The organism is Desulfonatronum zhilinae, assembly GCF_900182865.1.
GTDB lineage: Bacteria > Desulfobacterota > Desulfovibrionia > Desulfovibrionales > Desulfonatronaceae > Desulfonatronum > Desulfonatronum lacustre.
The window spans coordinates 1-12615 of the sequence record NZ_FXUJ01000002.1; the positions used below are offsets into that span (position 1 = coordinate 1).

At 58.2% G+C, this 12615-nt stretch carries 13 protein-coding genes; 3 read left to right on the plus strand and 10 right to left on the minus strand.

Annotated elements, in window-relative coordinates; genetic code table 11:
* Positions 1–139: 139 nt before the first annotated feature.
* The 10 genes from AC559A_RS02380 to AC559A_RS02425 form a co-directional block, all read right to left on the minus strand.
* A complete protein-coding gene (locus AC559A_RS02380) occupies positions 140–424 on the minus strand; it encodes a chromate resistance protein ChrB domain-containing protein (protein ID WP_498816303.1) in 285 nt (94 codons plus the stop codon).
* A 25-nt stretch (positions 425–449) separates the two neighbouring features.
* Positions 450–1619 (minus strand): ATP-binding protein, encoded by a 1170-nt coding sequence (locus AC559A_RS02385; protein ID WP_498816068.1) that lies wholly within the window; start codon positions 1617–1619, stop codon positions 450–452.
* Between the two features lie 140 nt (positions 1620–1759).
* Positions 1760–2776, minus strand: a complete 1017-nt coding sequence (locus tag AC559A_RS02390) for a DUF3089 domain-containing protein (protein WP_498816069.1) — start codon at positions 2774–2776, stop codon at positions 1760–1762.
* Positions 2777–3549: 773 nt separating this feature from the next.
* A complete protein-coding gene (locus tag AC559A_RS02395; protein WP_028572624.1) occupies positions 3550–4896 on the minus strand; it encodes a TrpB-like pyridoxal phosphate-dependent enzyme in 1347 nt (448 codons plus the stop codon).
* Positions 4897–5041: 145 nt separating this feature from the next.
* Positions 5042–5539, minus strand: a complete 498-nt coding sequence (gene rfaE2 / locus AC559A_RS02400) for a D-glycero-beta-D-manno-heptose 1-phosphate adenylyltransferase (RefSeq protein ID WP_498816070.1) — start codon at positions 5537–5539, stop codon at positions 5042–5044.
* Complete coding sequence (locus AC559A_RS02405) at positions 5539–6198, minus strand: redox-sensing transcriptional repressor Rex (RefSeq protein WP_051434633.1); 660 nt, start codon at positions 6196–6198, stop codon at positions 5539–5541. Before AC559A_RS02405 ends, rfaE2 begins: the two co-directional genes overlap by 1 nt.
* 108 nt (positions 6199–6306) lie before the next feature.
* Positions 6307–6630, minus strand: coding sequence for an ATP synthase F0 subunit C (gene atpE / locus AC559A_RS02410; protein WP_028572622.1), 324 nt, complete (start codon positions 6628–6630; stop codon positions 6307–6309).
* A 69-nt stretch (positions 6631–6699) separates the two neighbouring features.
* The gene (gene atpB, locus AC559A_RS02415; protein WP_028572621.1) at positions 6700–7392 is read right to left on the minus strand and encodes a F0F1 ATP synthase subunit A; all 693 of its coding nucleotides are present in this window, start codon (positions 7390–7392) and stop codon (positions 6700–6702) included.
* Between the two features lie 5 nt (positions 7393–7397).
* Positions 7398–7829 carry an ATP synthase subunit I gene (locus tag AC559A_RS02420; RefSeq protein ID WP_035261769.1) on the minus strand — a complete coding sequence of 144 codons (432 nt, stop codon included), beginning with the start codon at positions 7827–7829 and terminating at the stop codon, positions 7398–7400.
* Entirely contained in the window at positions 7795–8070 is a 276-nt protein-coding gene (locus AC559A_RS02425; protein ID WP_028572619.1) for an AtpZ/AtpI family protein, read from the minus strand. The genes AC559A_RS02420 and AC559A_RS02425 overlap by 35 nt, the downstream gene beginning before the upstream one ends.
* Positions 8071–8497: 427 nt before the next feature.
* Between AC559A_RS02425 and AC559A_RS02430 the strand changes: the two genes are divergently transcribed.
* Genes AC559A_RS02430 through AC559A_RS02440 form a run of 3 tightly spaced genes read left to right on the plus strand, consistent with a single transcriptional unit; the run spans position 8498 to position 12444 of the window.
* Positions 8498–10984 (plus strand): Lon protease family protein, encoded by a 2487-nt coding sequence (locus AC559A_RS02430; RefSeq protein WP_498816072.1) that lies wholly within the window; start codon positions 8498–8500, stop codon positions 10982–10984.
* A 3-nt stretch (positions 10985–10987) separates the two neighbouring features.
* Positions 10988–11719, plus strand: a complete 732-nt coding sequence (locus AC559A_RS02435; protein ID WP_051434632.1) for a TIGR04283 family arsenosugar biosynthesis glycosyltransferase — start codon at positions 10988–10990, stop codon at positions 11717–11719.
* Entirely contained in the window at positions 11716–12444 is a 729-nt protein-coding gene (locus AC559A_RS02440; protein WP_498816073.1) for a TIGR04282 family arsenosugar biosynthesis glycosyltransferase, read from the plus strand. Before AC559A_RS02435 ends, AC559A_RS02440 begins: the two co-directional genes overlap by 4 nt.
* The last annotated feature ends 171 nt before the right edge of the window (positions 12445–12615 follow it).

Here is a 12615-nt window from a genome sequence, read left to right on the forward strand (position 1 = left end):
ACGAGATGACATTCATCACTGTGATCTACCTGATCGGAGCACCCATCAGGGAACTACTCGTTCCATAGCATTTCCACGTCCAACGTCGAAGAACCACAAAAGAATTGCAGCAGGCTGTCCAGGATCAGGAAGCCCTGATTCAGGCGTTCCTGGTCGTCGTTCGTGCGCCGGGCGATTCGGGTCTGGCGGGATGGAGTTCCTCCAGGTCGATGTCGTGAATGATCACCCCCATCGACTTCAGGGCCGGGTCGTCCAGCAGTCCGAAGCGGCGGAGCATGACCTCAAATGTGCATTCCGCTCCTTCATGGGTGAACTCCGCTTCGGCCATGTCGAAACGGACCTCACCGGGCGAGAACGTTTTGGCGTCAAAGCGGAAACCGGCCGCGGGGTCAATGAACCGCCGGATCAGCCAGACCGATGCGATGCGGCCCGCAACCGTTCATTCCAACTTACCCTCCCGCCAGGATCATGCACATTTCATGGAGGCTGACGACTTCCGTGGTTTCACTGATCGGATACCGTTCTTCTCCCGGATAGACGACGAATGCCCGGGAAGGGTTCACGTCCGCGAGGGCGAGATGGAATCCTTTTTCAGGCTTGGGGGACAGGCTGTTCTTGATTTCGACGGCCCAGAGTTCGTCACCGGGAAATCTCAGCAGCAGGTCGATTTCGGCGCCCGCTGCCGTACGAAAGAAGTTCGCCCTGGTCCGAACCGGGGCCGCGGCCAGGAGATTCTCGATCACAAATCCCTCCCAGCTCGCGCCGGCCACGGGATGCCCGGCAAGTTCATTATGGTCTGAGATGTCCAGTAGTGCGTGCAGCAGGCCGCTGTCGCGCACATAGATTTTCGGTGATTTGACGAGTCGCTTGCCCAGATTGGCATGGAAGGGCGACAACCTGCGCACCAGCAGCAGGTCCACGAGCAGGTCGATATACCGCGTTACGGTTTGGGCGCTTACCCCAAGGCTCGCCGCAATGCGGGAGGCGTTCAGGAGCGTGCCTTGCCCATGCGCAAGCATGGTCCATAATCGTTGCATCGTTTCCGCGGGCAGGCGCGGACCGAACATCGGAACATCCCGCTCCAGGTAGGTCCGGATGAAATCCTTGCGCAGGGCCAGGCTTGCCGGGTCGTCTTCAGCGAGAAAACTGTCCGGGAAACCGCCACGAATCCAGAGGTCGAACTGTTTCGACGGAACATCCGCAACCTCCAGCACGTCGAACGGCCCCATATCCACGTATGCGATCCGACCGGCAAGGCTTTCACCCGACTGCCTGAGCAGCTCAATGGAAGCGGAGCCGAGAAGCAGAAACCGGCCGACTCGCCGGCCACGGTTTCGTCCCTGGTCGATAATGTCTCGCAAGGACTGAAACAGTTCCGGCACACGGTGGATCTCGTCAAGGATGACCAGACGGTCCTCATACCTGCTCAGAAAAAGAACCGGCTCCGCCAACTTCTGACGATCTCCGGGATCTTCGAGGTCAAGATACAGTGATGGAAGGTCATTGCCGATGGCCAAGGCCAGAGTGGTTTTCCCCACCTGACGCGGCCCGATCAGGGCCACCGCGGCTTGACGTTTCAGAGCCGACTGGATGAAAGGAAGGATGCGTCGCGGAATCATGCTTGCAATCTATCCATCGCGTGGTGAATTTGCAAGGTAGTTTTATCAGTCCATTGAAAAATCCCCAATTGCTGCGTCGCTGCAAGTCATCTGTACACCCGGCAACCTGTTAATATACTAGGTTTCATAAAATGCTTTCTCTAATTGCCTAAGTATTTGTTCACTCTGTTTTGAGCGTTGGTGCGAATATTAAAGTAGTAAAATGGGTAATCAAAGCTATGGTATACACCCCTGGGGAATCCATGCCGCGTTAATTCATACAGAACGTCTTCATCGGCCGTCGTACAGATCAGCACACCATTTGCAATATCGACACGGGCGTCGGCGTATTGTGGCACCGGTTCAAATGTCAGGGTCGAAGGATTTGGCATGATCGATCCCAGCCCCTCGTCCCTGGTGGCGAGCGTCTCGGTTCTCGTCCAGCTGATGGGGTTAATCACAAGGCCGATCAGTCCGGATAAGACCGGATTGACGCCCGGCACAACATCAGGCGCCTGAGTGTTGTAAGAAATGATAACCCCCGTGTCGTCCGGGCCTTCAGCGAATTTCAAATGCGGATGGTCCGCCATATTTTGAGCCGTTACGGGATAGCCGATTACGTAGGCGGCAACCATTCTCTGGTAAACCTTCGGATGATCTTTCAGATATCCGGTCAAAAGATTAATCAAGACGTTAGCCCCCTGCGAATGACCGGCTAAAATAAACGGCCGTCCGGCATTGAAGTGCCTGATGTAGTAGTCGAAGGCCGCAACGGCATCCCTTGTCGGTATGCCAGCTATCAGGGCGTCATGCTCAGGCAAGGGCAGCGTTAAAGCATAGGCCGCATCCGCTTGCCGATAGTAAGGCGCATAAACATTGGCAAAGGTTTCAAAGGCGGTCGCCTGTCGCGCATAGACGGAGGCGGAACCGGCCAGCATGGATGGATTGTCGATGTCACAAATGTTCGGATCGCTGTCATGAATCTTTTGCCAAGCCGTCGGATAAAGATAAAAAACATCCACGTTATGGGATACAACAGGAATCGACAACCAATGCGTGTCCTGTGAGTAATCGGTTCGAACATGAACCGGAGAACTATCTCCGCCACCTCCGCATGCGGCAAGGAATAGGCTTACCAAGACTGCAATCGTCAAGAATTTAATGTTAATCAGGTTCATGACTCAGTGCTCCGGTTCCGATAGAATAGAATTGTTTTTTGACGTTACGTACGTACAACTTGCCGCGCGGATTCACATCGCCTGTCCCTAGAGGCTTTAGGGTCGGACCTAGCCATCATGCTCAAATATCAGGACAAATGTCCCAAATCAGTATGTTTTCAGAGCTTAGAAGCCTCATTTTGCCCTCAAAAACATCATTATAAGCCGATACAGGCTCTTTCAGAGTACATGACCCAATCTTGCTTACTTCACGAACTCTTCTGCCACAAGCTCTTCCGCCAAGCTTGCAACAAACACTACAGTAATTTTATGACCAACGGTGTCTCGTTTTCATTGACATGTTCCGCAATGATGTTTTTTGAACGGACTGTGGATAAGGACTTTTAAAACTCAGTTAAACTCAGTTCCTCGCATATCCTTGCGGACGGCGTGTTCCATGTCGGCCAATTCGTCATCGGTCAGAAACCCGAAATGCGATTCCCTCTTTTTCGCCGAAAGAATTCTCTTTCAGCGAATCCACCTTTCTCCCCTTATCGGACAGCCGACAAAGGACTTTTTCAACAATCAGTTACGGAAAATTTCTAGTAGGGAAGGCAACCGTGGGTAGGGACAGGCAAAAGAAATTATTCTCAATTCGGTAATCTGAAAGACGTTTCCAGCGTTCGACTCATAAAGGCAGCGGCAAACCGCCTGATGGCAGTTTGCCGCTATCTGGTTCGCTCACGGAAAGAGATTTGGATCTCGATCCGCAGGCCGCCTGCGACGGTAAAAGGTCATACGTTGATCTTCGGACACGTAGCCAAGGCTTTCTGGAGGTCGCATTCGGCGAACTCGTCGTCCTTGAGCTTGCCCTGGTTGAAGGCGTCGTAGGCTCCGAGATCAAGCAGGCCGTGTCCGGAATAGAGAAAGACGATGACGGTATCAGGGTCGCTTTCCTTGGCCACGTCCATGGCTGCCTTGATGGCGTGGGAGGTTTCGGGCGCGGGCAGGAAGCCTTCGGTTTGCAGGAACAGCTTTGCCGCATCGAAGACGTCGTTTTGATAATAGGCGCGAGGCTCCACCATACCCTGGTCAACCAGGTGAGAGACGATGGGCGCATCGCCGTGGTAGCGCAGGCCTCCGGCATGAATGGGCGGCGGGAAGTAGCCCGAGCCCAAGGTGTGCATTTTCAGCAACGGGGTCATCTTGGCCATGTCGCCGTAGTCGTAGCGGAATTCGCCCTTGGTCAGGGTCGGGCAGGCCTTGGGTTCCACGGCCACGAAGCGCGGGCCCTTGCCGTGCATCTTTTCCGGCACAAACGGTAGGACAAGACCGCCGAAATTACTGCCTCCGCCTACGCAACCAACCAGGACATCAGGTTTTTCTCCAGCCAGGGCCAGTTGTTTCTGGGTTTCCAGGCCGACGATGGTCTGGTGGAGCAATACGTGGTTGAGCACGCTGCCCAGGGAGTACTTGGCGTCGTCATGGGTAGCCGCGTCTTCCACGGCCTCGGAAATGGCCAGACCCAGGCTGCCGCCGGAATCGGGATTCTCGGCCAGCACGGCCCTTCCCGCATTGGTCTTGTTCGAAGGCGAGGGAAAAACCTCGGCCCCATAGGATCGGATCAACACGCCCCGGTACGGCTTCTGCTCGTAGCTGCATCGGACCATGTACACGGTGCATTCCAGTCCGAACATCTTGCAAGCGAAGGACAGCGCCGTGCCCCACTGCCCGGCCCCGGTTTCGGTGGTCAGACGCCGCACGCCTTCCTGCTTGTTGTAGTAGGCCTGGGCAATAGCCGTGTTCGGCTTGTGGGAGCCGGCCGGGGAAAGGGACTCGTTTTTGTAGTAGATCTTGGCCTTGGTTCCCAGGGCCTTTTCCAGGCGGTGCGCCCGAACCAGGGGGGTGGGCCGAAACAGGCGATAGATGTCCCAGACCGGCTCCGGGATGTCGATCCAGCGTTGCGAAGACATCTCCTGCTCGATGACGGACATGGGAAAAATGGCGGCCAGCTTTTCCGGCCCCAGGGGCTGTTGGGTAGCGGGGTCGAGCGGTGGCGCCAGGGGCGGGGAAAGGTCGGGCAGCACGTTGTACCACTGGCGGGGCATGTCCTTCTCGGGCAAGTTGATGCGATAATCCATGAAGTGGGTCTCCTGCTGGGTCGATAGTTTATAGGGGCGGCGAGTCGCCGTGAGGCCGTGATAGCCGATGGGGTTTTTTGGCCGGAAGGCGTGAAACTGTCAACATGCGCCGGGGATGCGCTCGGATGGTGACGAGGCGTGTTGATCAGCGGAGCGGAGGAGAAAGCCGAAGAATACGTTCCACGATGGCCGTGGTGGAAAAGCCCGGCAACAGATCGAGGCTGAAAACCCCGCCGCCCCAGGATGCGACCTCCGCCGCGCCGACGATGCGATCCTTGGCCCAATCGCCGCCCTTGATGAGCACGTCGGGCTGAATGGCCTTGATCAGCTCCAGCGGAGTGTCCTCATCGAAAGCGATCACGGCGTCCACGCACTCCAGGCCGGCCAGGACGTAGGCGCGCTGTTTAAGCGGCGTGACGGGTCGCGAAGGACCCTTCAGTCTGGTGATGGACGCGTCGCTGTTCAAGCCGACGACCAACATGTCGCCGTGGGCGCGGGCGCGGCGAAGCAGGTGGACATGGCCGGCGTGCAGGATGTCGAAACAGCCGTTGGTGAAGACGAGGGGGCGTGGATGGGCGCTGGCGCGGTTACAAAACGCTTCCAAAGACTGAATTTTGGGGTGAGTGAGTTCCGATGGGGGCATCAATTTTTGGAAAAAGCCTCGAATCGTTGGACGGCGCTGGTATTCAACTTGAAGGTCAGGGCGTAGAGGTGGTGGAAAAAGTCGACGTATTCCACGAAGACATAGTCCGGCACATGAATGCGGGCCGCTGAAAAGTTCAGAATACAGTGGATGTTCGATTCTACGAGGTAGTTGGCGGCGCGCTGGGCGCGATCCGTAGGTGTGGTGATGATGCCGATCTCAATGCGCATGTCCTTGACGTTTTCTTTCATCCGTCGCGGACACATCACTTCCAAACCGGCGATGGTTTCCCCTATCTTGAACGGATCGCAGTCAAAGGCGGCTACTATTTGGAATCCACGCTTCGGAAAGCCTTTGTAGCGAAGCAGGGAACGCCCGAGGTTGCCGACGCCGATCAGGGCGGTACGCCAGATGCGGTCCGTGCCGAGGGAAACCTTGATGGACTGGATCAGCTTGCCGACGTAATAGCCGACACCGCGGACGCCGAATTCGCCGAAATAGGCAAGATCTTTGCGGATTTGGGACGGGTTGACGTCACAAGCGCGAGCAAGCGCCTCGGAGGAGACGACTTCGATCTCCTCGTCGTTCAGCGCCTCGAGTACCTGGAGATACACGGCCAGGCGCTGGATCGTGGCCCTGGGGATGTGTTTGCTTTTCACAGGTATGTGTGACGAGTTGTGAAAATAGGAACATGTTTGCGGCCAAAAAAGACCGCCCTCTTGTCGAGAGCGGTCTTTTTTGTTCTTCGAGTGAAGAAATGTGCCGTGTTAGCCGATGAAGGGGTTGGCGAACAGCAGAATCAGGTTCACGACCAGGGCGTAAATGGCCAGGGACTCGATGAAGGCCATACCCAAGAGCAGGGTCACGGTGATCTTGCCGCTGGCTTCGGGGTTGCGGGCGGTGCCTTCGCAGGCCGCCTTCAGGCCCATACCTTGAGCGATACCGCAGCCGAAGGCGGCAATGGCCATACCCAGGGCGGTGGCCATGGCGATCATGGAGATGGTGCCGGGAGCCACATCGGCGGCAAAGGCAACGGAAGCCAAACCCATCAGGGCCACGGTGTTCAGGGCGATCAAAAACAGTTTGCGCATTGGACTACGTCCTCCTTAAAAGAGAGTGTTATAGTTGTTGGTCAAATGACCATTTCCCCCGAGAGGTGTTTAGTGGGCTTCTTCAAAGGCTCCCTTGAGGTACATCAGGGAGAGCATGAAGAAGATGAAGGCCTGCATGGTCTTCATCAACACGAAGAGCATGAAGATGGGCAGGGAGCCGAGTACGGGTGCCAGGAAAAACATCAGGGCGATGACGATTTCCTCGCCGCGGATGTTTCCGAAAAGTCGCAGGGTGAGCGAAAGCGGGCGGGCCAAGTGGCTGATAATTTCAATGGGCAGCATCATGGGCGCCAGCCACCAGAACGGGCCGGTGAAGTGCTTGATATAGTGCAGGCCGTGGAGTTTGAAACCCCAGTAGTTGTAGTAAAGGAAGACGAAGATGGCCATGCCCACGTTGGTGTTGATGTTGGCCGTGGGGGCGTCCGCGCCGGGGATCAGGCCGGTGAGGTTCATGAAGAGGATGTAGATGAACAGGGTAAAGAGCACGGGGAACACCTTGCGGCCTGCCTCGCCCATGTTCTGGACGACGAAATCTTCCATGCCGCCGATCAGTGTCTCCCAGACGTTTTGACTTTTTCCCGGGACGAGGGTGAGCCTCCTGGTGGCAAGCCAGCCCAGAAAAATCAGCACGGCGATAATGACCCACGAGTACACGATGTGAATGTACTCCTTGGGAAAGTTTATCCCCACCGCATCCAGGCCTTCTTTCAAAATTAGAACGTATTGAATGTCTCCAGCCATTTTGGTCAAGCCTCCTTCACTTTTTGCCGGTGAAACCGGAACACGCCCCAGAACAGAATATTCACAACGACCGTCGAAAGCCCGACGATCAGGGCCGCCAGGGGCAGGCCCGCCCAGGCGATCAATCCGAACAGCGTCACGCCGGTCAACGCAAGTCGTCCGTAGAATCGAATCAGCGAGACGGCGACGGCGCCGTCAGGGCGATGAACGATGGATTGCAACCCTTTTGCCAGCATCCAGAAGTTCATCGTGCTGAGCGCGCACCCCGCTCCAAAGGCCAGAGCCCATGGGGCCAGCCCGGAGAAGGCCATCAGGGCGCACCCTAAAAACAGAAAATACAGCTGATTGCGAATCAGAATGCGTACGTCGTCCAGGTAGAAACCGTTGCGCCGTAAAAAGGCCTCAATCTTGTGGTTTGTTCTGTCGAGCGGCCGCATCCTGCTTGTCCAACTCCCTCTGAATTTTCTTGGTTTCCATGTACATGTTCTTGAAGCCGGCGATGATCCCGAAAACCAAGAAAAGCAGAAACAGCGTGGGTTTGGTGTCCAACCATTTGTCCAGGTACCACCCGATGAGCGCACCCACGAACGTCGACGCGACGAGGTGGATGCCCAAAAGACCGGCCTGGGAGAACGGCTGCATCAGGTCTTTGTACTTGGACTTGGATCGAAAAAACATCTTTATGTTCGACTCTTTGGTGTGAGTGTCGTGCGTTTTCGCCGGATCGATACGATTCCGCTTCGGAAGGAAAATTTTTTCGTCCGCCCCGTCTCTTCGTGCAAACATTCACATGCCCACGGCGTCTATCACAGCGCTCCGGAGCAAGTCAACGAGGTCGGCGAAAAAAAACAACGTGGCCGCCTTCGTGAAAGCATCTCTTCGTGTCGCCGGCTTTCAATGGCCTGCCCCGTGGGCGGCGGGCCTCGTGGCGGGATGACAAGTTTCCTGGAAGCGAATAGGAATCCTTCTTGCCCGACACGGCGCAGTGGCCGAGGCGACGGACGGCCGAATGTCGTCCCGTCCGCCACCGTTCGCCGGGGAGCGCGGGTATTCCCTGAAAACAATAGAAATCACTGGAATCGTTTGGAGGAAACCGGAATTCGTCATGTCCATACCTAAAGCATTGCCTTCCCAAAGTCTGCGCGCGCGGCTCGACCCCGAGCACATCGGCTACGCCGACAGCACCCAGATCCCCCGCGAGGACCCGGCTCCGCCCATGCAGCCCAGGGCCTTGCACGCCCTGGAGTTGGGCCTGAACATCCCCAAAAAGGAATACAATATCTTCGTTGTCGGTGAGCCGCAACTCGGGCGGACCTATCTCGTTCAGAACTACCTGACCCCGCGCGCCGCGCAACGGCCGACCCCGCCGGATTGGGTCTACGTCTTCAACTTCGAGGATCCGGATCGTCCTCTGGCCGTCTCCCTGGCCCCCGGCGCGGCCAAGACGTTCAAGACCGAGCTGACCGCCGTGGTGCATCGCATCCGTGACGAGGTGCCGAACCGTTTCAGCCAGGACCAGTATTTACGGCAAAAGGAAAAACTGGTCCGCCAGTTCCAAAACTCCAAGGAGGAGTTGATTCTCCAGATGGAGGAACAGGCCGACGGACACGGGTTCAACCTCTCCTTCGACGAGCAGGGCAACGTCAACCTGTTTCCCGTCGTGGACGGGAAGGTTTTGAACAGCGGCGACGTGGAGAAGCTGGAATCGGGGGTGCGGTTGAAGCTGCGCAACGAAGGCGATCAAACCTTGGACGCGATGCTCGGCCTGCTGCGCCAGATCAACGCCCGTGAGCAGGATTTGCGGGAGGCGGAACGCAATTTGGAGCGAGACGTGCTGGAACAGGTGCTGGTCGAAGCCCTGGAGCCTTTCATCGCTCAACATGTCGAGCACGAACGCCTCCATGCCTTCTTGACGGCACTGCGAGGGGACCTGCTGGACAACCTGGATCAGTTCAAGCCGAAGGAGCCGGGGCCCCAGGGCGGAGGGCCGGAAGCCATGGCCTCCAACGAAGGCTTTTTCGATCGGTATATGGTCAATCTGTTCGTGGACAACAGCCGTTTAAGCGGAGCGCCGATCATCGTCGAGGACAATCCTACGTTCTTCAACCTTCTGGGCTGCATCGAGCGCGAGGCCGAATGGGGGGCCCTGTTCACCGACTTTTCCCTGCTCAAGCCCGGCGCCTTGCACCGGGCCAACGGCGGGTTTCTGGTCCTGCACATCGAAGACGTTCTCCAGCATCCCCAGGCCTGGGAAGGTCTTTTGCGGGCACTGCGCTCCATGCAGATTCGCATCGAAGACCCGGGTGATCATCACGAAACGATCCGTACCAAGACCATCACTCCGGAACCCATCGCCCTGGACGTGAAGGTGATTCTCGTGGGCACGGACGAGGCCTACGACCTGCTCCTGGCCTACGACGACCGGTTCCCCAAGCTGTTCAAGATCAAGGGGCAGATTCAGGACACCGTGACCCGGGACGCGGATTCCATTCACAAGTACGTTCAGACCATGGGCCGGATGATCCGGGAGGACGACCTGCTGCCGTTCGACCGGGACGCCCTGGCCTGGCTGGTGGACTTCGCTTCCAGGCTGGCCGAGGACCAAAAGAAGTTGTCCCTGCGTTTGCCCATCGTCCGCGAACTGATGATCGAGGCCTCGGCCATGGGAACCATGCGCCAGGCCGCCATGGTCGACAGGCGAACCCTGGAGGAAGCCTGGGAGGCCCGCAACTACCGGGCCAATCTGTACGAAGAGGAATTTTTGTCCGAGTACGACCGGCAGCTGATCAAGGTGGCCACCACCGGCAGCGCCGTGGGCCAGGCCAACGGTCTGTCCGTCTCGTTCCTGGGGGACTACGAGATGGGGCTGCCGCATCAGATTTCGTGCAGCGTCGGCGTCGGACACGGCGGGATCATCGACCTGGAGCGGGAAGCCGAACTCGGCGGACCGATCCACACCAAGGGCATGATGATTCTCAAAAGTTACCTGCTCAAGCTCTTTGCCCAGAACAAGCCCGTGGTCCTCACCGCCAGCCTCTGTTTCGAGCAAAGTTACGCCCAGGTGGACGGCGACTCCGCTTCGGGCGCTGAACTGGCCGCGCTGATCTCGGCCCTTTCCGGTCGTCCGAACAACCTGGCCCTGGCTTTCACCGGCGCAGTCAGTCAATCCGGGGCGATCATGGCCGTGGGCGGGGTGACGCGCAAGGTGGAGGGTTTTTTCGAGGTCTGCCGCCGTCGCGGTCTGACCGGCAGCCAGGGAGTGATTCTGCCCGAGGACAACGTGGTCCACCTGATGCTCAAACAGGACGTGATCCAGGCCGTGGAGGAAGGACGATTCCATATTTATCCGGTCTGCTGCATTGAAGAGGCTTTGGAGATTCTGACCGGGCTGCCGGCCGGGCGGCGGCTGAAAAACGGTTCCTTCTCCGCGGGCAGCTTGTACCGCTTCGCGGATGACCGGCTCAAGGAACTGGAAGAGTTGGCCACACGGGATTCCTCGTCGCGAAAGCCGCGTCGGGCGTCGCCCAAGGCGAAGAAGGCCATTGCGGCGCCGCTCTCCGCCGAAGTCAAAGGACGGCGACCTCGGGGATAATTCGTGAACGTCCGGCTGTCCGTGATCATTCCCGCCTTTCGGGAGGAGCGGGGCATCACGTCCCTGGTGGACCATTTAACCTCCCGCGCCCTGAGGGAAACGGCGGAAATCCTGGTCGTGGACGGCGATTCGGAGCAGCGCACCCTGGTCGCCCTGCAAGGCCGGGACGTGATCCGGATCGGCTCGGATGCAGGGCGGGCGCGTCAGATGAACGCCGGGGCCGCCCAGGCGCGCGGCGACGTGCTGCTCTTCCTGCACGCGGACACCCGTCTGCCGCCCGGCGCTGATACGCTGATTTTTCAGGCACTCCGAAATCTCCGGCTTGTGGGCGGGGCCTTCAGGCTGGCCATCGACTCGCCCCGTCCGGCCCTGGGCTTGATCGCCGCCGCGGCGAATCTGCGCACCAGGCTGACCAGGGTTCCATATGGCGACCAGGCCATTTTTTTGCGTCGTGCGGCCTTTGAGGAACTGGGCGGATACGCGGACATTCCCCTGATGGAGGATCTGGAACTGATGCGCCGGGTTCGGCGCAAGAGATGGCCCGTGGTTCTGCTTCGCGAGGCCGCGCTTACTTCGGCCCGGCGCTGGGAACAGGAAGGTGTCTGGAACTGCACCCTGCGTAACTGGGGCGTTCGGCTCCTCTATCACTTCGGCGCGTCTCCCGCGAGGTTGCGGCGATTTTATCCCACCGCCGAGTCCCTCGATTCAGGCGCGCGCCCTTTCCCGCCCTCATGAACCTTTCAACAGCCGCCCTTTCGGACTGCGTGGTCGTGATGATCAAGCATCCGCAACCCGGGCGGGTGAAGACCCGCTTGGTCGCGACATTGGGAGCGGAGAACGCCGCTGCCTTGTATCGGTGCTTTGTCCAGGACGTCTTGCGTACCGTGGACGCCTTGGAGGGACGCGTTCTGCTGAGCATTGCCCCCTGGGACATGCGGGCGGATTTCGCGGCGTGGCTGGGAAGTGAGCGCTGGTTCCAGCCCCAGGTCGGACCTGACCTCGGCGCGAGAATGGACGACGCTTTTTTCCGGGCCTTCGAGGCGGGACACGACCGGGTGGTGCTCATCGGAAGCGACCTGCCGGATTTGCCCGGAAGCCTGCTGGTCGAGGCGTTCCGGATTTTGGACCGCCGTGAGGTCGTCCTCGGCCCGGCCCGGGACGGCGGTTTTTATCTGCTCGGGTGGGCTCGGCGGGCTTTTCGACCCGGCCTGTTCACCACCGTCCCCTGGAGTACGCCGAGGGTTCTTGCCGAGTGCCGGGCGGCCCTGCTTCGAAGCGGCCTGGAGCCGCGTCTTTTGGGACCCTGGTCCGATGTGGACGATGAAGCGGGTCTGCGGCAACTCGTCCAGCGAAATCTGCTGCCCCACGACGCGGCCACTCGAATATGTTTGGCGTCGAGGGACGCCAGGGCAATTTTGTTTTCGAACCACGGGCGCTCTGGATCGGTATCGAAATCGTGATCGAAATCGGTTTCTGGCAACATTCCGATTTCGATAGCGATTTCGACTTCGATGATTGCTGGCCCACCCATGGAGGTTCCCTTTGAACACCCTGCAATCTACCACTCTGAAAGTATGGATATTTTCCAGAGAACAAAATGGCCCTGCGTGGGACGCGAGTGCCTCTTGATT